Here is a 20,349-nt window from a genome sequence, read left to right on the forward strand (position 1 = left end):
CGGGAGGCAAAGCCTCCCGCCCCCAAAATTTTTATTTAAACCCCGCTAATGTTAAATAAAAATCTATTAGCGAGGAAGCAAAAAATATTGCCCCTATGCTCCCTATAACTAAAAAGGGACCAAAGGGAATATAAGTTCCCCATTCCTTCTTCCCTCTCAATATCAAACATATCCCCCATATTGCCCCCACTAAGACAGCAAGGAAAAAAGCGACAAGCGCGTTCTTCCAACCCAAACAAGCTCCCATCCCACCCGCCAACATCACATCGCCTCCGCCCATACTCTCCTTCTTAAATATCTTCCTCCCAATCAAATCTATCAGAACAACGAGAAGCGCCATGGCTAAAGCGGAGAATATCGCGGGCGGAAGAAAACCCCACATAAGCTCATCCCTTTTCTGCCAAATCATAATCCCATTTATGAGGATGCCCCATCCTATCGTAAAAAAGGAGAGCTGGTCGGGTATTATGTAGTGCTGGAGGTCTATGAAAAAGACAGCGATAAGGGCTAAGCTGAATGGGAGGTAGAGGAGAAGAAGATAGGGTTCGTAATCATAAATCAAAAACCTATATGCAAGGAGGAGTGATAAACTGGAGGAGGCTAATTCAACTATTAGATAGCGTGGCTCTATTCTCTCCCCACAATATCTACATCGTCCTTTAAGCATCAAATAGCTGAGGATAGGGATTAGGTCGAGGGGGCGGAGTGGGGCGTTGCATTTGGGGCAGTGGGAAGGTGGGAAGACGATGGATTCCTCTCTTGGCAGGCGCCAAATTAGCATATTGAGAAAGCTTCCAACCACCGCGCCGAAGATAAAGGCGCCTGCCAGAACAAGAGGAACCATTTATTCTTTTTAAGCTTTACCCTCCGCCGCCTTGCTCTCCTATCTTCTGGAGAACCGTTATAATGGGACCCCAGAGGGCGATGAGGATAACGAGAACAGCGCCTCCGAGGAGGACGAGAACGACAGGCTGGATGGCATCGGAGAGGGACTGAATGGCGGTATCAACTTCCTGCTCATAGAACTCTGCGACTTTAATGAGCATATCGTCAAGCGCACCGGACTCCTCTCCAACGCTGACCATATGCACGACCATGGGTGGGAAGTATTTGCTCTTCTGCATAGGACCAGCGATTGGGTCACCCTCTCGGATGCGGGCTCTTGCCTCCAAAATCGCGTCGCCGATTATGGAGTTGCCGACGGTTCCAGCGGTGGTTTCCATAGCTTGAAGGATGGGGACGCCGGAGCCAAGGAGGGTGGCAAGTGTGCGGGAGAAGCGGGCAAGGGCGAGCTTATGGGAGAGCTTGCCGACTACGGGTGCTTTCAACATCATGAAATCCCAGGCTCTTCTGCCCCAGCGGGTGCTCTTCAAAACGCGATAGACAATAAATAACCCAACCAGGATAGCGATTATCCAGTACCATTTATGAATGACGAAATCGCTGAAGTTCATTAGAGCCCTTGTGAGAGGAGGGAGTTCCTCCTCCGCTCCCGTCTTCTGGGTAATCTCCGCTATCATATTGATGAACCTTGGCACGACGAAGGTGACAAGGACGAGGATAATCATAAGAGCGAAGCCAACGACTATGATTGGGTAAGTCAAAGCTCCCTTGACCTTCCTCCGCAGGGCGAGGTCATCTTCTAAGAACTTGGCGATTCTTTGGAGGACTTCCTCCAACGCGCCACCGACTTCACCAGCCCTAACAAGCCCTACATAAAGGTCGGAGAAGACGCGAGGATGCTTTGCCATTGCTCTTGAGAGGCTTTCGCCTCCCTCAACATCCCTGCGAACCTGATTTATCACCTTGCGAAGAGTTCCGCTCGTCGTCTGCTCCTCCAAGACAGAGAGCGCCTTAACGAGGGTTACGCCTGCGTCTATCATCGTTGAGAACTGCCTGCTGAATATCGCGAGGTCGGATATCTTAACGCCGCCGATGAATGGCAGCGCGAAGCCAGCTCCCGCTATCTTCTCCCTTCTTATAGAAACGACCTTATATCCTTCCCTAGCAAGCCTCTGCGCCAATACCTTCTCATTCTCAGCCTCGGCTCTTCCTCTTATTATCTGCCCCGATATATCTCGCGCTGCGTATTCGTAGTTTGGCATATTATCTCACCTCCTTTTTTCAATCTTTCATCTCGGGCGGACTGGTCCCGAACTGGCGATTAATTTCTTAAGCTCATCGGGATTTATCGCCCGGCTCATTGCCTCTTCATAGGTTATCAGTCCCCTGATATAAAGGTCTCTTAGGGACTGGTCCATTGTTTGCATTCCTATCTCACCGCTCGTCTGAATTATTGAGGGAATCTGATGGAACTTCATCTCCCTTATGAGATTGCGAATTGCGGGGGTGCAAATCATAACTTCGCAGGCGGGGACTCTGCCGGGTCCATCGGCTCGGGGAAGCAACTGCTGGGATATCACCGCCACAAGCGTATTTGCCAATTGAACCCTCACTTGGTCCTGCTGGGAGGGCGGAAAAACATCTATGATTCTCTCAACCGTTTGGGCAGCGTTGTTCGTGTGGAGGGTGGCGAGGACAAGGTGTCCTGTCTCAGCCGCTGTTATAGCGGTTGCCATTGTCTCCAAATCCCTCATCTCCCCCACAAGTATTACATCGGGGTCTTCGCGCAAGGCACTGCGAAGAGCGGCTGCGAAGCTTTTCGTATCATGTCCCACTTCCCTTTGATTTATGATGGACATCTTGTGGGGATGGATATATTCTATTGGGTCTTCAATCGTTATTATATGACAACTGCGCTCAGAGTTTATCACACCTATCATAGCGGCGAGGGTAGTGGATTTACCCGAGCCCGTGGGACCTGTTACGAGGACCAAGCCACGAGGTTTGCGAGTTATATCCTCCAAAATGGGAGGGAGATTGAGCTCCCTTATGGTTGGGATGCGAGCGGGGATGAGGCGAAAGGCTCCCGCTACATTGCCCCTATCCCGATAAATATTGCAGCGGAAGCGAGCTATTTTGCTTAGGGAATAGGAGAAGTCCAGTTCCCATTCGCTTTCAAATCTTTGAATCTGGTCATCTCTTAGGATGTCATAAATCAACCTCTGCGCCTGGGAAGGCTTGACCCTCTCATAGGGCGTGGGAATGAGCTTCCCATCCACCCTTATGATGGGTGGAACTCCCACTACAAGATGGAGGTCGGAAGCCCCCTTCTCAACCACTATTCTCAATAGGTCGTCTATATGCACATCGTCTAATGGTAGCTGGCGACCGACTTCTTTTTCCGCGATTGGGTCTGGGCGATTCTCCATACTCTCTTACCTCCTTTAATTAGAATCCTACCGTTGCTGCCACGCGGAGCACTTCCTCAATCGTTGTTATTCCCGCCATAGCTTTCCGCAAACCATCTTCCATCAAGGTCTTCATCCCAGCCGCCCTAGCTGCTTCCCTTATTTCAGAAAGAGGCGCCCTCCTCACAATCAGCTCCGCTATCTCCTCGTTCACCACCATAAGCTCAAATATACCCGTTCTTCCATAATAACCGGTGTGGCGGCAATACTCGCAACCTCTTCCCCTATAGAAAGTTACTCCCTCAACTTCCTCAGGGGTAAGACCCAAACGCCTCAGCCCCTCAACTGGCGGCTTATATGGTTCCTTACAGCGAGGACAGAGGGTTCTAACAAGGCGCTGAGCGAGGACTCCTATCAAGGAAGCGGAAATTAGGAAAGGCTCAACTCCCATATCAACGAGACGAGTTACAGCTGTTGGGGCATCGTTAGTGTGGAGTGTGGAGAGGACAAGGTGTCCTGTAAGGGAAGCTTCAATCGCTATCTCCGCGGTTTCAAGGTCTCTTATCTCTCCTACCATTATTATGTCCGGGTCGTGGCGGAGGAAATATCTCAATGCGTTACTGAAGAGAAGACCTGCCTTGGTATTGACTTGCACCTGATAAATTCCCGCCAGCTGGTATTCAACTGGGTCCTCAATCGTTATTATGTTCACCTCGGTTGTATTCAATCTGCTCAAGATGGAGTACTGGGTAGTCGTTTTCCCCGACCCTGTAGGACCAGTTGAGAGGATAATGCCGTGGGGATGAGTTATCAGCTTTTCAAGGGCAGCGAATGTATCGGGGAAGAAGCCCAACTTGTGCAATCCAATCAAGGGGCTCTGCCTATCAAGTATTCGCATCACTATCTTCTCCCCGGTGATGGTGGGGATGCAAGAGACACGCAGGTCGTAATCCTTGCCGTCTGGTGTCCTTATGGGGATTCTTCCATCCTGGGGGAGACGACGCTCAGCGATGTTCATATCAGCCATAATCTTTATTCTTGAGGTGAGGGGCGGATGGAGAAAGCGGGGGAGATTCATAACCTCATGAAGGATGCCATCTATCCTATATCTAATCCTCACGCTTCTTCTCTCTGGCTCAACATGGATATCGGAGGCTCTCTCCCTTATCGCTTGATGGATTATGGCGTTAACCGCCCTTATGATTGGTGCCTCCTCAGCAACTCTAATCGCTTCTTCCTCCTCAGCGGAAATTTCTCCCCTTGCTCTAAGTGTGGATATAGCCTCCTGAACGGCGGTTGGCAAACCACCACCTCCAGCGGCGGTCTCCGTTAAAACAGCCGGCGTGGGCGCCGTTTCCCCACGATAGTGCCTATTTATAGCCTCGCTTATCATCTCAGGCACTGCTACTGCTGGCTCTATTTCCAAGCCAGTGACGAGCCTTAGGTCATCTATGGCAAGGATGTTCGTTGGGTCAGCCATAGCGACCAATAGCTTTCTGTCCCCTATCTTTCGCACGGGGATGACATTGTAACGCTGGGCGAAATGTTGGGGAACAAGATTTACAGCGCTGGGGTCTATACGCTCCTTGCTGAAATCAATGTAAGGATACCCCAGTTGTTGAGCGTAGGCGCTGTAAACTTGTTCCTCATTCGCGTAGCCAAGGTCTATAAGGAGTTTCTTGATGTCTCCTTTAGTTGCCTTAGCAACATCACGCACCTCCTTGAGCTGCTCGGGAGTTATAACTCCCTGCTCAAGGAGTATTTCGCCTATATCCTTTCTCATCATTGCCATAACTGCTCACGCCCCTTTTTAGGGTATTTAAGTAAATCATTTCCTATTATACATCAAACAAAATTTTTTGCAATACCTTTTCCATAACCTCTAAAGGTGCTTTCCTTCCCGTCCAAATCTCAAAGGAAAAAGCCCCTTGATGGAGGAGCATCTTCCATCCCTCCACAACCTCCGCCCCCCTTTCCCTCGCAGCCTTCAATAACGGGGTTTCCCTGGGATTGTAAACCAAATCCATCACCACCATCCCCTCCTTTAAAAGCTCGCTCACTCCTTCTATCTCCTCCCCCTTCATTCCTAAGGATGTAGCATTTATTAGAATATCCGCTCCTTTCATAGCTTCCTTCAGATTAGAAGGTGTTAATGCTCTCCCTTCTATCGCGCCAAGATTTTTATATTTCTCAGCCAATTCTCTCGCTTTCTCCTCTGTCCTATTCAGTATTATACAACTTGCCCCAGATGAAACAAGGGCATAAGCGACAGCCCTCCCCGCTCCTCCCGCTCCCAATAGAACCGCTCTCTTCCCCCTAACATCCACGTTCAACGCCCTCTTAAATCCTTCAACATCGGTATTATAACCGATGAGCTTACCATTGAGATTCTGCACCGTGTTAACTGCTCCCACCATTTCAGCTTCCTCGCTGAGGACATCAAGGAATTGACTCACCTTCTCCTTGTGGGGAATCGTCACATTCAAACCCACTATCCCCAATCCCCTCACCCCATCCATTGCAAGCTTTAGGTTTGGGGGAGCTACTTCCCAGGCAACATAGATATAGTTCAGACCTAAATGGGAGAAGGCAGAGTTATGCATCTGAGGGGATAGGGAGTGGGAAATGGGATAACCAATAACCCCTACCACCTTCGTGGTGGCATTTATAAATTTTGCTCTTAAATCTATTTCAACTGTCCGCTCCATATCCTTTCATATATTTTGACGAAAATAAGACTCAATATGTTCCCTAATTGCGAGCCGGAGAAGGAACCGCTCAAGATAATAGAAAAGCCTCGTCATAATTCCTGCACCTCCCTCCAACGGCTTCACTAATATCGTCCACATACCGACTCTATTCCCTCCCCATATATCTGTCAATAATCTATCTCCTATCATAACGCTTTCGTTAGGCTTCACTCCAAGGTAATTTAACGCCTTTCTCAGACCACCTCTTCTCGGCTTGAATTTCCCCCTTACATATGGAATTCCTAACTCAAGGCTTATCCTCCATAACCTCCTCATCTTGAAAGTGTTTGAAAAGATGCACAACTTGAACTCTTTCCCCTTTGCCTCCTCTATCCAAGCTCTTACCTTTTGAGGAACTTCGCTTTTACCTCCCAAAGCTATGGTGTTGTCAAGGTCAAGCAGGATAGCTTTTATTCCCAGCTCTTTAAGCTTCTCAAGTTCTACCTCCCAAAGGGAAGGATAAATAAAGTGAGGGACTATCCCTTTTCCCCTTGCCAAAGCCTTCTCGCCCTCTCTACAGCCTTGAAATGTTCCTCAGCGGTCAAAGAGAAGATGTGATAACCATCTGGACGAGCTACATAAAAGAGGAAAGGCGTGTCTTCAGGATTCAGCGCCGCCTCTATGGATGGAAGTCCGGGGTTGCATATTGGGGTTGGAGGCAATCCCTTCACCTTATAGGTATTATATGGGGAATCTATCTCCAAATCCTTATATGTGATTCTTTCCTTATGTCTGGGCAAAACATATTGAACTGTAGCGTCACATTCAAGCTTCATTCCCTTTCTCAATCTATTTAGAAGGACACCAGCTATCAGCCTCCTTTCCTCGTCGTGCTTTGCCTCCCATTCAACTAAGGAGGCAAGTTTTAGCGCGTCGTAAAATGGAAGTTCACCGCCTCTTTCCACCTTCTCCAGAACCTTTTTCCGAAAGTTCCATAGCATAGCCTTCAAAATGTTCTCGGGGCTTTCCCCTTTTGCAAAGTAGTATGTATCGGGGAATAGAAATCCCTCCAGATTACCGGAGGGAGCGCCCACTATCATTCTGAGGGTAAGGGGAGCGTTTGTAGCGAGATGAACGAACTCTTTAGCGGAGACTATGCCAGCTTTTTCCAGCCTCTCCCCTATCTGCCTTATACTGAAGCCCTCAGGAATGGTTACTTTGATTTTCTTCACTTCGCCTTCGGCGAGGATGCCCAATATCTTCCATGAGGGAAGAGCTGGGGAAAGCTCATAAAATCCTGCCTTCAATTTCCTCCCTTTACCCGTTAGGAGGGCAAGGAGAACGAAGGAAAATTTGCTCCTTATAAGTTTTTCGCTCTTTAATTCATCCGCTATGTAAAAAAGAGATGTTCCCTCCTTTATCTCTATATCCTTTCGCTCGCCTTTCCCCACGGGAAGCAGAGAAAGGAAGAAGAGCAAGAGGAAAAAAGATAAAAGGAGGTAGAGAAGCTTTACCCCTTCTTTTCCGCTCAGCTTATAGCGTTTCATCTATGCCAATTTTAGATTATAAATGATTTTGACGAATTATCAAAGATTAGTGTATAATTCCATAACATTTGAGACTCCTCTGGTTATTAAATTCCTCTATATCCGTTGAGTCCAGCGGGTATACATCTATGCAATATTCTTGGATAGTTCTCTGGAATCGCTCCACATAGCCGCTCTCTTGCGGTCTCTTTGGATGAGTGTAGAAATGGATGATACACTTATTCCTGAGAAAATCTTCAAATTCTCCCGCGAACTCGCTCCCGTTATCCGTTTGAACACACCTCACAGGGAAGGGGGATAACCAAATCTTGAGACAACATCTATTCTTCTACCCTTTTATATTGTATCACTCTTATATCCCAGTTTCTTTTTCTTGGATTTTTAGGTCTTCTTGAGAGAGGTCGGAGCGCTGCGGGGTTATAACCTGAGTCTTTGTATATCTTTAACTTAACTATATCTTCTCCTTTCAAATCTCTCCTCTTATCTATATATTCCAATATCTTTTTGAAATTATTCAAATTAGAGTGGTACTATCTTTTACCATTTTCTCTGGAAATAAAATTTTCTTTAGTGTAAAATAGAATTGATGAGGATTAAGATTTATCCCGTTGGCGATTTAAGATGCGATATCCTCCCTTATCTCAAGGAGGAACTCTTCAGGATAATCTCCTTCCCCTGTTCCATTAGTGAGGAAACCATTGCTCCCCCTCCGGAGGCGAAGGTGGGAGAAAGATACAACGCCTCAATCATCCTTCACAACCTTCCCTCATGTGATGAAGGGGAAAGGGTGTTAGGGGTATGCGACCTTGACCTATTTGTTCCGGGCTACAATTTCATATTTGGTGAGGCTGAGTTTATGGGAACCCGTGCTTTAATAAGCCTCTATAGGCTTTATCCCCAATTTTGGGGTGAGCCACCAAACGATGCAATCCTTTTGGAGCGAGCAGTAAAGGAAGCAACTCACGAGATTGGACATACATTTGGCTTGCGTCATTGTCCAAATAGGCGCTGTGTGATGCATTTCTCCAATTCAATTTGGGATACAGATATAAAGGGAGCCCTTTTCTGCGAGAATTGCCAAGCCCAGCTGAAAGATAATTTCTTTGGAAGGTGAGCGCCAAGATGAATGACAAGATAAAGGAGTTAAAGATTATCGCTACGAAGCTGAGGATAGATATAATAGAGATGCTCGCAGCAGCGGGTTCAGGGCATGCAGGCGGTTCCTTATCCTGTGCTGATATCATAGCCTGCCTTTACTTTTCCGTTATGCGACATAATCCTAAAAACCCAAAATGGCGAGAGAGGGATAGATTCGTTTTGAGCAAGGGGCACGCCTGCCCTGCCCTTTATGCCGCCCTCGCCGAGGCAGGATACTTCCCAAGGGAGGAAATCTTCACATTGAGAAAGCTGAACAGCATTCTGCAAGGACATCCAGATATGAATAAGACTCCCGGTGTTGAGTTTTCAAGCGGCTCACTTGGACAGGGTTTCGCAGCTGCTTTCGGTATGGCATTGGGATATAAGATGGATAATAACCCGGGGCGTATCTTCGTTATGCTCGGGGATGGGGAATGCCAGGAAGGGATAGTTTGGGAAACTGCTATGGGAGTGAGCCATTATAATCTTGATAATCTAACAGCTATCTTGGACTATAACAATCTGCAAATAGATGGAAGGGTCTCGGAAATTATGGAAATCGCTCCTATCTCCGAGAAATTCCGTTCCTTTGGCTGGACTGTCTATGAAATAGATGGACATAACATTGAGGAAATCCTCTGGGCGCTTTCGCCCGAGAGGATAGTGCCGGGAAAACCGACGCTCATCGTCGCTCGCACGATAAAGGGAAAGGGGGTTTCCTTTATGGAAAACCAAGTTGATTGGCACGGCAAAGCTCCTTCTAAAGATGAAGCAGAAATAGCCCTCAAAGAGCTTAGAGAGGAACTGGAGAGGTTGATGAAAGATGAAGGAAGCTGTTAAATCAACGAGGAGAGCTTATGGGGAAGCCCTTGCGGAGCTCGGAGAGCTCAAAGAGGAAGTCGTTGTGCTTGACGCCGACCTTTCCAAATCCACTTACACGAACATATTTGCCAAGAAGTTCCCTCATCGCTTCTTCAATATGGGCATCTCCGAGTGCAAGATGATTTCCTGCGCCGCGGGGCTGGCGACAACTGGCAAGATTCCCTTCGCCTCCACATTCGCTATATTCGCAGCGGGAAGAGCATGGGAGATGGTGCGGCTCTCCGTCGGCTACACAAACCTAAATGTGAAAATCGCCGCATCCCACGCGGGGATTTCTGTAGGGGAAGATGGTCCCACCCACCATTGCATAGAGGATATAGCCTTGATGAGGGTAATCCCTAATATGACGGTAATCGTTCCCGCCGATGCGACGGAGACGAGGAAGGCTGTCTTTGCTTCCGCTGAATGGAAGGGACCGGTATATCTCCGTCTTGGGCGTCCCGACATTCCAATCTTGTTTGACGATTCCTACGAATTCAAAATCGGGAAGGCAAATGTCATCAAAGAGGGGAAAGATGTCTCCATATTCGCTTGCGGTCTTATGGTCTGGCAGGCTTTACAGGCAGTTGAGCTATTGGAGAAGGAGGGAATAGATGCGGAATTGTTAAATGTCTCCACGATAAAGCCTTTGGACGAGGAGGCAATCCTAAATTCCCTAAGGAAAACCGGCTGCGCTGTCTCGGCGGAGGAACATAACATCATCGGTGGGCTTGGCTCGGCGATAGCTGAACTGATGGTAGAGAAATTCCCCGCTCCCCTGGAAATAGTTGGCGTGAAGGACCGCTTTGCAGAATCAGGTCCTTGGAAGGACCTTCTCATAAAATACAATCTCTCACCTGAGGATATAAAAGAGGCGGTCATCAGGGCAATAAAAAGGAAGGAAGAAAGAAAATGATTAGAGGAGTGAGAAGAGAGGAAAGAGAGCAATTGCTTTCCCTTTTGAAATCCGCTTTCCCAGACACCGAGATTGAATGGTTTCCTCCCTACTATGATGGCGACCCCTATTATAAGCTTGAATATACACGGGTGTGGGAGGAAAACGGCGTTTTGGTAAGCACGGTTCAGATTGTAAAGAAAATCCTTCGCATAGAGGACCAGACTATTTTGCTTGGCGGCATCGCAAATGTAGGCACACATCCGAAACACAGAGGGAAAGGGTATGCCACAGCCCTCCTCCAAGATTCAATCAGGCTTATGGAGACAGAAGGCTATCATCTCTCCCTCCTTTTCACGGGAATTCAGCCATTCTATGAGCGCCTCGGTTGGCGCGAAGTCCCCTTCCCCTATCTTCATATCCCCTCCTTGCCAAAAGACTTACCTCCCCAAACGAACATAAGGGAAGATAGCGATGAGGACATCCCTAAAATAGTGAGAATTTACAACGAGTTCAACGAAAATAGAAACCTCACAGCTGTGCGGGATGAAGCTTATATGAGGGGATGGATTTGGAAGTGGAGACATAATCAAGAGGTTTTGGTGTATGAAGAGGATTCTGAAATCCTCGCATATATACGCTTCAGCAAGGGAGCGGGGACGGAGCCTTTTTATATCAATGAATTTGGTTGTTTGAAAGGGAAGGAAGAAGTTTTCAATCCCTTATTAAAGGAAGCCATTAGGCGCGCTGTAGAGAATGGACGGAGCTCCTGCACCATTCACCTTCCATTTGAAGAATTCATTTTGGAGGGAATTAGAAATCTCTTGGGCGAGCCTGAAGTGCAGTATGGGAAGGGAGCGATGTGGCGGATAATCAATCTCGCCTCGCTACTTAGAGCGATATCCCCCATTCTCCGCCGTCGTTCCAAGGGAATTAAAGGCATATTCCCCCTTGATGTTGAGGGACATAGAGCGACATTGAAGGTGAACGATGGAGAAGTTGCAATAGAGGATTCGCTTCCATCCTCAATTTCTCCCATTGAAATTTCTCAGAAAGTCTTCATAAAACTCCTTGCCGGTTTTGAGGATGAGGAAATCCTTTCCCTTCCTGCTGAACTCACTCGCCTTTTCCCTCCCACCAAGCCCATGTTCTATTCCTTTGATGCTTTTTAAAAAGGAGGAAAAATGATAAACCAAGAGAGATTAAGGGAAACCATTCTGAAACTTCTTTCTATAAATAGCCCGAGCAAAAGGGAGGGCGAAATAGCGAGATTTCTCAAGGAGAAGTTAGCCTCTTTGGGATTTGATGTTTGGGAGGATTCCGCTGGCTCGGTAGTGCAGGGGGAGGTTGGGAACATAATAGGTAAGAGAAAGGGAAAGGGGATTCCAATTCTGTTCAATGCTCATATGGACACGATAGCGCCCACGGAAGGGATGAGGATTAGGATAGAGGATGGGGTAATAAAGCAGGAAGGAGCGAGCATATTGGGAGGAGATGATAAAGCGGGGGTAGCGGCTATTCTTGAAGCAGTGGAGGCGCTTATAGAGAAGGGAATTCCCCATCCTCCTCTGGAGGTTGTCTTCACAATAAGCGAGGAGACGGGATTGGAGGGTGCGAAAGCATTGGATGTATCACAGTTGGAGGCGAAAGCGGGTTTCGTTTTGGATGGAGGGGAACCGCAGGTTGCCATCGTTTCCGCTCCCTCACACGAGCAGGTAACCTTTTTCGTGAGGGGGAAGTCGGCACATGCAGGCGTTCACCCCGAGGAGGGGATAAACGCCATTCAGCTTGCCGCAAAGGCAATCGCTAAAATGAGAATTGGAAGGATAGACGAGGAGACGACGGCGAATATCGGGGTGATAAAGGGCGGAAAGGCGAGGAATATCGTTCCCGATCTCGTAGAGGTTTTGGGAGAGGCGAGGAGCAGAAACGAGGAAAAATTAAGAAGGCAGGTTGAACATATGATTTCCTGCTTTGAAGAGGTGAAGAAGGAAGGCGGTGATGTCATCTGGAAAGTGGAAAGAGAATACAATACATTTCGCCTCACTCCGGAGTCCCTCCCCGTTCAACTCCTGCTATCAGCGAGCAAAAGGACGGGATTATCTCTTCGTTTGGAGGATGGAGGAGGCGGCTCGGATGCAAATGTCTTCAACGAGAGAGGAATACCGAGCTTGATTATGGGAGCTGGCGCCCACAAACCCCACTCTTCAGAGGAAACGATAAATCTGAAAGAGCTTGAGCTTTCCGCCATCCTTCTTTACAACATCGCAATTGAAGCGGTTAATGCTAAATAGAAAAGAGAAGAGCCTTCGCCGGTCTCTGTTCTTTACCCTCTTTTTAATCCTACCCTCCCAGTTCCTCTTTTCCTTTGAGGCGAAGTTGTTTATTGGCGAGCCAAGGAAAGCGTTTTGGCAAAATGAAAGGATTCTCATTGGACTTTTCTCCTCTACCGATGTGGAAGGAAAGCTTTCCGTTTTAGCTATAGAGAAAGATTCTCCCTCTATTAGCATCCTGCTTCTAAAGGAGAGGAAAATGATTGGGAAGGGGGAAACTCTTCTTTGGGAATTGCCTCCATTTACCCTAAAGCCGGGGAACTATCGCTTGGTTGCCCAATTGGATGGGAAAACGATAGGTGAGGAAGAGATTAAAATCGTTTCAACCCTATTTCCTTCCCATTTTCTCATAGGCTCAACCGCTTCACCGGAGGAGAATGCGAGAATAGGGGCGAATCTGGCTCCCCTCGACCTTTACAATTACGCGAAATTGGATGGAGAGGGAAATTTCCTACCCGACCCGCTAACCCCTTCCCTTTTTGAAAAGGGAGTGGAAAGGCTGATAGCAAATGGATTGAAGGGTTTCGTTTGGCAGGGATTATGGAGCGGATATGTCCTCCATCAGCCGTTTGAGGCTAACGCTTCCTTCCTTGACCCTCATATAAGGGAAATCGCTATGCAGAGAGCGGAGTTGGGAGCCCAGCAAGCGAGAAGATTCCTATCCTCTATCGCCTCCTTAGGTGGTATGGATGAGCCTGGTTTGAATTATGGTGTGGTAAGAGAAGGGGCTTATTCTGGGCAGATTCTCACCTTGTTTCCCGATGCTTTCCAACGCTCCGCTTATGAAAAATTGAATAAAAAACCTCTCCCCTCTGACCCTCGCAAACTTTCGCCCAAGGAGTGGCTATCCTGGATGCGCTGGCGAGCAAATATTATGAGTGATTTCTTCCGGGAGGCAAAAAAACATATCAAGAGGGTAGCAAATGAGCTCCCTTGGGGGCAGGATATCTATGTCTCATGGGACATCAACGATGGAACCAATCCTTTCGCTCAAAGGTTGAATGATGTGCCTACTACTCATTCATTTATGTTCTGGCGAGGAGTAGCGGAACAGTCCTGGAATTTCGCCCCTGAGAGGGTAGGTAGAAGGGACAAGAGATTTCATTTTGCCTCCAATACCACCTATTTTGTCCCCCATAATCCCGATGAGGTTTCCCTTGCGGAAATGGTTACAAACTACGCAGTTATGGATGGGGTGGGGATGCTTTGGCATCTCAATTTTCAGAAGGCAGAGAATCTCAAGCCCTCAATAGAGAGGATAAAAAGGTTGGGCGATTTCATCCTGGCTACTTTGCCCGCCCGTCATCAAATAGGGGTTTTATACTCCTTCACTGAGGCATCTATGCGTCTGAGAGAAGCAGGCGAGGTTCCAAACGATGAAATATATCGCATTTCAAGGGATTATGCTTATGAGTGCTATGCTTTATATCACGCCATCAGAAGGGCTGGTTATACTGTGGATATAATCCACGAATGGGAATTGCCGGAGAGGGGATTAGAGGGAAGGAAGGTCCTCTTCCTTGTTGGGATAAAGCATCAGCTACCCGAAGAAATATTAAGCGAGCTCATCGGTTTTCGGAGAAAAGGCGGCGTTATTTTCGCCGATTTAACAACCACTTGGCTTCCACCAGAATTGGGGATAAGGAAAATTGCAGTGGATATGTCCGCTTATGTAGGGGAGATTGAGAAGATCGAGAAGGATGCTCAGGCGCTTTTCAGCAAGGGGGATTATTTGGAGGGAAGCAAGCTAATGAGACAGACAGTAAGCGATTCCCTGCTTGATAGATACGCCGAAATCTTAGCAACTTGGTTTGTTCAGGTTTTAGGGAAACCAGAGATAGAGTTTGACAGGAGAGGAATCATCCCCGGGAAGTGGGTGAGCGGTGAAGGACGCTATTATCTTTTGCTTAACGATTCCCAAAAATCGGATTCGGAACCAGTGGAAAGGGAAGTGGATGGAAAAAAGATAGAGGTTTACCCTGCGTCAGATTGGGATGAGTTGAAGGGGGTGAATTTAAAATTCAACTCGCTTCGCAAGGGGGAGGCTGTTTACATAATTGGAGGAAGGGATTGGTATAAGCATGAAGCCCATTTATTAATGCCAGGCTCAAAGCTATCGGTTGATTTCGAGCCCACGGAGATGAAAATAATCGCTGTTCTGCCTTCCCCTATAGAGGGAGTGGAGGCAAAAGCGCGATTAATTGAAAGAGAAGGCAGATTTATTGAAATAGAAGCTGGTTGCTATGGTAAGGGAAACCGGAGGATTCCCGTGGCTCTGCCATTAGAAATAATGATAGAAGACCCTAAAGGAAAACAAACGACTATTTGGCGTTCCACCGATAGCAAGGGAATTTATCGGGAGCATATACCCCTTTCTTATACCGATGAAATAGGCATATGGAAAATGAAGGTAAAGGAATTATTCAGCGGGAAGGAATCTTCAATTGAGGTCAATGTCCCTTCGGGCCCAGCTCCCAAGCTTAAACCCATTCCCGATGTCCTGATATTTGATGAGAAGGCGATCCGTTCGCTTCTTCTTTCCGATAAGAAGATACTCGTCGTAGTTGGGGAAAAGGCAAGCGAAGAGGAAAAGCTTGTTGCCAAAGAGCTTTGCCAAGGTCTTAAGGCTAAAGGAATTTCAGCCGAGTTGAGAGAGGAGCGATTGGTTTGGAGAAGGGGGAGGTATCCAAAGGTCTTTCCCGCAGTGGAGAGGAAAGGGGAGGAGTGGGTTGATTTGACAATAGAGGAAAGGGAGAAGAGGAGAAAGCCGTGGCTAAAGCTGCGGGTATGGGCTGGGGAAAACGGCTATCCACCAACCCTCCCCGATGCCTTTGAGGTGGATGAAAACCTCATCCTTGTTGGAACGGATAACTCAAGCATCCTTATTCAAGCCTTGCAGAGGGCTTCCATCTTGCCCATGGTCGCGAACAACTACTTCCCCGGGAAAGGGAGAGGAATTTTGGAATACGCTTGTTCTCCCTTCTCCCTTGAGAAAGATGTCATTCTCATAACGGGGAGCGACCCTTCGGGTGTGAGGAAATCTGCTCAGCGCCTCCTTGCTCTTTTACGCTAAGCGCTTATATTCTTTATAGGAGATGACTGAATATGCTCGTTGTGGGAATTGATGAAAATGGCTTGGGACCAGTGCTTGGTCCCCTTGTCGCAACGGCAGCTCTGGTTTCTGTGAAGAATTTCAAATCCCTTCTCGCTGGGAGCTTGAAGGAGAGCAAGGAGATTTTCCGCTCGGGTGAAAATATGGGCGAAGGTGAGGATATTGTCCTTTCATTTTTCACTTTACTTAAAGGCTATCTTCCTCGCCATCCTCAAGAGTTATTCAATGAACTTCTTTTAACTCAGGATTATACCTGTGCTTCCCCCTTCCCCCACTGCAAACCCGATTTCGTTATCCCAAATTGGTGTGAGGAAGCGGGAATAAGAAAAAGCAAGGCAGAGATATATTTAAAGGAAGTGGATGGGGAATTGATAGAAGTGAAGAGCATAGCCCTATGCCCCGCTCAGCTTAACAGAAGACTTGAAAGCTATAATAAAAACCACATAGATTATCTCCTTTTTGAGGAGCTGATAAGATATTTTAGGGAGAAATATAAAGAAGAAATCGTGTTTCTTTGCGGAGCAATTGGAACGACTAAAAATTATCCGTGTTATTTTCATCATCTAAAGGCATTTCCTTTTAAGAGCGAAAGGAAGGAAGAAGAGGTAGTTTACTTTTTCCCCTCCCTCGGCGAAATCCACTTCATTCAGGAGGGAGATAGTAAGTATTTCCCAATCAAACTCGCCTCCCTTTTCGGAAAATATATAAGAGAGTTGTTCGTTGAGCAAATGAATAGGTTCTTCCGTTCAAATCTTCCATCCTTGCCTTATTGCTCGGGTTATAGAGATGAGAAAACGAAAGAGTTTATTGAGAATAGCGAAGAAATAAGGGCGAAATTAAGGATCCCTCAAGCTTGTTTTATTAGGTCTAAATAATTCCCCAAGATTGCCATTAGCTTCTTTTTTCTGTATAAATTTAAAAATGAATAGGAGGTAAATGGATGATAGACGCTTATTCCTTTATCGGAAACCTGAACCCTTCCCTCTCCGCTTCTCCTGAAGCTGTTTTGGAAGAGATGAAAAGGAACAACATAAGCTTCTCTATCCTCACCCATTTCACTGGCTACTTCTACAATTTCCTTGAGGGAAATCACTTCCTCAGGCAGATAGTGGATGGCTCGGATTGCCTTTATGGCTATCTGTCAGCCAATCCCTATTATATTCAGCACTCCATTTCCGATATGAGGAAGCACCTCCCTCACGACAAATTCTTAGCCCTCCATTTCTCCCCCCAATACTGGGGCATGGAATGGTATGAGGAGCCGGTTTTGGAGCTCCTCAATGCTTATCGGCGCTTCGTTAAGCCCCTTGTCTGCTACTTCCCTTCTGAGCACTACTCCGTTGCCCAGAAACTGGCAAACGATTTCGCAACTATGCAATTCTTATTAACAGATATCAAAACTTCGGAATGGGATGAAGCACTAAAGCTAGCTAAGAATTGCCCGAATATTTTCCTCTGCGTTAATCCCTATCTACTGCCTCAGGATATCAAGAAAGCCTGTGAGCTTTTGGGAGCGCATCGCCTAATAATGGGGAGCAATTTCCCCTTGTTCCCCCAATCAATCGTTTTGCGTTTGATTGAAGCAAGCGGAATCTCCGAAAGGGAAATCTCGCTCATAACCTCCCAAAACGCCAAGAAATTCTTCCGCATAGGAGAAGAATGAGATGATAGCGAAGAAGCTTTTCCCCGTTCCAATAGAAGAGGAGATGAAGAACTCCTATTTGGATTACGCGATGAGCGTAATCGTCTCCCGCGCCCTTCCCGATGTAAGGGACGGTTTGAAGCCTGTTCATCGGCGAATCCTCTGGTCCATGTATGAGGAAAACGTGTTGCCCGATAGACCACATAAGAAATCGGCTTGGATTGTCGGGCAGGTGATGGGTAGATATCATCCTCATGGAGATGCTGCAATCTATGAATCACTTGTTCGTTTGGCACAGGATTTTGAAACTCGTTATCCCTTGATAGATGGGCACGGCAACTTCGGCTCAATAGACGGCGATAGCCCAGCGGCGATGAGATACACGGAGGTAAGGTTAGCCCCCATAGCTATGGAAATGCTCTCGGATATAGAGAAGGACACAGTGGAATGGCTTCCCAACTACGATGGTTCACTAAAAGAGCCATCCGTCCTTCCCGCAAAAATTCCCCATCTTCTTTTAAACGGCTCCGCTGGCATCGCCGTTGGAATGGCGACATCCATTCCGCCCCACAATTTAACCGAGGTCATTGACGCCCTTTTGCTACTCATTGAGAAGCCCCGCGCCAGCTTGAACGAAATCATGAACGTCCTCAAAGGACCAGATTTCCCCACAGGTGGCATCATCTTCGCCTCTCCCCAGAAATTGAAGGAAATATATAAGAAGGGAAAAGGACAGCTTCCAATTCAAGCTGTGACCCATTTTGAGGAATTAAGCGGAGGAAGAAGCGCTATCGTCGTCACGGAGATACCCTATCAAGTTAATAAAGCGAAGCTAATTGAACAGATAGCGGATTTAGTGAAAGCGAGGAAAGTGGAAGGGATAGCGGATTTGAGGGATGAATCGGACAAGGAGGGTCTGCGGGTTGTTATTGAGTTGAAGCGGGATGCCCAACCCAAGAAGGTGCTTAACTACCTTCTCAAGCATACCGCTTTGAGGACGACATTCGGGGTCAATATGCTCGCCTTAGTTGATGGAACACCCCGTCTTCTCGGCATCATAGATATCCTTAACAACTTCATCCAACATCGCAAGGAGGTTGTTCTTCGCAGAAGTCAATATGATTTGAACAAGGCTAAGGCAAGGGCTCATATATTGGAGGGACTTCTCAAAGCCTTAGACCATATAGACAGGGTTATCAGGATAATTAGGAGTTCATCCTCGCCGGCAGAAGCAAAGAAGAACTTGATGGATTTCCTCAAGATAACCGAGGAGCAGGCGCAGGCGATTTTGGATATGCGTCTCAGCCAGCTCACCCGCCTTGAAAGAAGCCAGATAGAAGGAGAGCTAAAGTCGCTTAGGGAAGAGATAAAGCGACTTGAGGGAATCATCAAATCTCCGAAGAAATTGCTTGAGGTCATAAAAGAAGAATTGGAAGAGATAAAGAGAAAATATGGAGATGGGAGAAGGACGCGCATTCTCCACGAGGAGCCAAAGGAGATAACGGAAGAGGATATCATCCCTGAGGAGGAGATGGTGGTCATTTTAACGAGGGATAACTACATTAAAAAAGTGCCGCTCTCCTCATTCCAAGGTGGGAGGAAGGGCTTAACTTTGACGACTAAAGAGGAGGATTCCATCTCCCATCTATTCGTTGCCTCAAGCCATTCTACCCTTCTCTTCGTGACGGATAGGGGGCAATGCTATAGCTTGCGTGCATTTGAAATTCCCCAAACCTCCCGCCAAGCCGCGGGGACTGCTCTTGACAATCTCCTCACCTTACAGGAAGGCGAGAGGATAAGATGCGCGATTCCCCTGCCCTCAAAGGAAGGCTACCTCTTCTTGGCGACTGTTAAGGGATTGGTGAAGAGATTAGAGCTTAAAGAGATAAACGGTGGGAAGAGGGGTGTGCAAATAATGAGGCTGGAGGAAAATGACCGTCTATGTTCCGCCCTCCTCACGGATGGCGAACAGCAGATTCTTTTAACCACCAAGAAAGGGATGGGGATAAGGTTCAGCGAGAAAGATGTTCGCCCAATGGGAAGAAGCGCTGGTGGTGTTAAGGGGATATCGCTTGGGAAGGATGACGAGGTCATCTCCGCTGAGGCGATATCTCCAAAATCTTTCATAATCCTTGCCTCGGAAAGAGGGTTTTTGAAGAAGATAGGGGAGAATGATGTAAGGGTGCAGGGGCGAGGGGGTAAGGGAATTATTCTCTGGAGGACAAACAAGAAATCGGGATTGGTTGCCTGTGTGGGAGTTATGGAGAACAACGATAGATTCCTTTTGAGCTCAGCAAAGGGAAATGTGTATCATTTCAAGGTCAAGGATTTGAAGGAAGGAAAGAGGGAAACGCAGGGGGTGCAAATGGTAGAGCTCCCCCAGGATGATAAGATAGCCTCTCTTGGAAAGATAGTGAGAGGTAGCTGATGCTAAGGTATAGAACTATTCGCCACACAGCCGATAAAGCTATTTTCGCTTGGGGAAGAGATTTACCAGAGCTTTTTGAGAATTCAGCTTATGGTATGTTTTCCCTTATCGCTGATATAAGAAATTTGAAGCTCGAGGTGGAAAGGAAAATAGAGATTAAGAATGACCAGCAAGATTACGCCATTTTGCTCGCTGATTGGCTTGGCGAGCTTCTTTATATTTTTGATGCGGAGAAAATTCTCTTCTGCCAATTCAAAATTGAATCGCTTGATGAAAAAGGCGTAAAGTCTGTATGCGGAGGTGTGAGGGCTCGTCCCGACCTTCCCTGGCGAGGCTCTTATGTAAAGGCGGTAACTTATCATAGATTGAAGATAGAGAAAAAGGGACAAGTCTATCGCGCAACTCTTTTCTTTGATGTTTAATTATTATTAAGAGATTGCCCAACCTAAAATA

18 protein-coding genes are annotated in these 20,349 nt (G+C 47.1%); 10 read left to right on the plus strand and 8 right to left on the minus strand.

Annotated features, from left to right (window positions below):
- Positions 1 to 31 precede the first annotated feature (31 nt).
- The 8 genes from H5T88_01060 to H5T88_01095 all read right to left on the minus strand — a co-directional run bounded on the left by H5T88_01060 (position 32) and on the right by H5T88_01095 (position 7,774).
- On the minus strand, positions 32 to 844 hold the full coding sequence (locus tag H5T88_01060) for a prepilin peptidase (GenBank protein MBC7328928.1): 813 nt from the start codon (positions 842 to 844) through the stop codon (positions 32 to 34).
- Positions 845 to 860: 16 nt separating this feature from the next.
- Positions 861 to 2,105, minus strand: a complete 1,245-nt coding sequence (locus tag H5T88_01065) for a type II secretion system F family protein (protein MBC7328929.1) — start codon at positions 2,103 to 2,105, stop codon at positions 861 to 863.
- 27 nt (positions 2,106 to 2,132) lie between these two features.
- The gene (locus H5T88_01070) at positions 2,133 to 3,209 is read right to left on the minus strand and encodes a type IV pilus twitching motility protein PilT (protein MBC7328930.1); all 1,077 of its coding nucleotides are present in this window, start codon (positions 3,207 to 3,209) and stop codon (positions 2,133 to 2,135) included.
- An 82-nt stretch (positions 3,210 to 3,291) separates the two neighbouring features.
- Positions 3,292 to 5,037, minus strand: a complete 1,746-nt coding sequence (gspE, locus tag H5T88_01075) for a type II secretion system ATPase GspE (GenBank protein ID MBC7328931.1) — start codon at positions 5,035 to 5,037, stop codon at positions 3,292 to 3,294.
- A gap of 52 nt (positions 5,038 to 5,089) precedes the next feature.
- Positions 5,090 to 5,959 (minus strand): shikimate dehydrogenase, encoded by an 870-nt coding sequence (locus H5T88_01080; protein MBC7328932.1) that lies wholly within the window; start codon positions 5,957 to 5,959, stop codon positions 5,090 to 5,092.
- A 6-nt stretch (positions 5,960 to 5,965) separates the two neighbouring features.
- Positions 5,966 to 6,499 carry a YqeG family HAD IIIA-type phosphatase gene (locus H5T88_01085; GenBank protein ID MBC7328933.1) on the minus strand — a complete coding sequence of 178 codons (534 nt, stop codon included), beginning with the start codon at positions 6,497 to 6,499 and terminating at the stop codon, positions 5,966 to 5,968.
- Positions 6,478 to 7,488: an endolytic transglycosylase MltG gene (gene mltG, locus H5T88_01090; GenBank protein MBC7328934.1), complete on the minus strand. Its 1,011-nt coding sequence runs from the start codon at positions 7,486 to 7,488 to the stop codon at positions 6,478 to 6,480. Before mltG ends, H5T88_01085 begins: the two co-directional genes overlap by 22 nt.
- Positions 7,489 to 7,534: 46 nt before the next feature.
- The gene (locus tag H5T88_01095; protein MBC7328935.1) at positions 7,535 to 7,774 is read right to left on the minus strand and encodes a DDE-type integrase/transposase/recombinase; all 240 of its coding nucleotides are present in this window, start codon (positions 7,772 to 7,774) and stop codon (positions 7,535 to 7,537) included.
- 300 nt (positions 7,775 to 8,074) lie between these two features.
- On the opposite strand from H5T88_01095, the gene H5T88_01100 reads away from it, so the two are divergent.
- From H5T88_01100 to H5T88_01145, 10 genes are all read left to right on the plus strand, one after another.
- A complete protein-coding gene (locus H5T88_01100; GenBank protein MBC7328936.1) occupies positions 8,075 to 8,602 on the plus strand; it encodes an archaemetzincin family Zn-dependent metalloprotease in 528 nt (175 codons plus the stop codon).
- A gap of 8 nt (positions 8,603 to 8,610) precedes the next feature.
- Entirely contained in the window at positions 8,611 to 9,465 is an 855-nt protein-coding gene (locus H5T88_01105) for a transketolase (GenBank protein MBC7328937.1), read from the plus strand.
- The gene (locus H5T88_01110) at positions 9,449 to 10,402 is read left to right on the plus strand and encodes a transketolase family protein (protein MBC7328938.1); all 954 of its coding nucleotides are present in this window, start codon (positions 9,449 to 9,451) and stop codon (positions 10,400 to 10,402) included. The genes H5T88_01105 and H5T88_01110 overlap by 17 nt, the downstream gene beginning before the upstream one ends.
- Positions 10,399 to 11,553 carry a GNAT family N-acetyltransferase gene (locus tag H5T88_01115; GenBank protein MBC7328939.1) on the plus strand — a complete coding sequence of 385 codons (1,155 nt, stop codon included), beginning with the start codon at positions 10,399 to 10,401 and terminating at the stop codon, positions 11,551 to 11,553. The genes H5T88_01110 and H5T88_01115 overlap by 4 nt, the downstream gene beginning before the upstream one ends.
- A 12-nt stretch (positions 11,554 to 11,565) precedes the next feature.
- A complete protein-coding gene (locus H5T88_01120) occupies positions 11,566 to 12,675 on the plus strand; it encodes a M20/M25/M40 family metallo-hydrolase (protein MBC7328940.1) in 1,110 nt (369 codons plus the stop codon).
- Positions 12,665 to 15,787, plus strand: a complete 3,123-nt coding sequence (locus tag H5T88_01125; GenBank protein MBC7328941.1) for a hypothetical protein — start codon at positions 12,665 to 12,667, stop codon at positions 15,785 to 15,787. The genes H5T88_01120 and H5T88_01125 overlap by 11 nt, the downstream gene beginning before the upstream one ends.
- Before the next feature lie 32 nt (positions 15,788 to 15,819).
- Positions 15,820 to 16,701, plus strand: coding sequence for a hypothetical protein (locus H5T88_01130; GenBank protein ID MBC7328942.1), 882 nt, complete (start codon positions 15,820 to 15,822; stop codon positions 16,699 to 16,701).
- Positions 16,702 to 16,766: 65 nt separating this feature from the next.
- Entirely contained in the window at positions 16,767 to 17,489 is a 723-nt protein-coding gene (locus H5T88_01135) for a hypothetical protein (GenBank protein MBC7328943.1), read from the plus strand.
- Position 17,490: 1 nt separating this feature from the next.
- Positions 17,491 to 19,896, plus strand: coding sequence for a DNA gyrase subunit A (gyrA, locus tag H5T88_01140; GenBank protein MBC7328944.1), 2,406 nt, complete (start codon positions 17,491 to 17,493; stop codon positions 19,894 to 19,896).
- Positions 19,896 to 20,318 (plus strand): archease, encoded by a 423-nt coding sequence (locus H5T88_01145; GenBank protein MBC7328945.1) that lies wholly within the window; start codon positions 19,896 to 19,898, stop codon positions 20,316 to 20,318. The genes gyrA and H5T88_01145 overlap by 1 nt, the downstream gene beginning before the upstream one ends.
- Positions 20,319 to 20,349 lie beyond the last annotated feature (31 nt).

It is taken from the genome of bacterium (assembly GCA_014360495.1).
In the GTDB taxonomy this organism is placed as follows: domain Bacteria; phylum Armatimonadota; class JACIXR01; order JACIXR01; family JACIXR01; genus JACIXR01.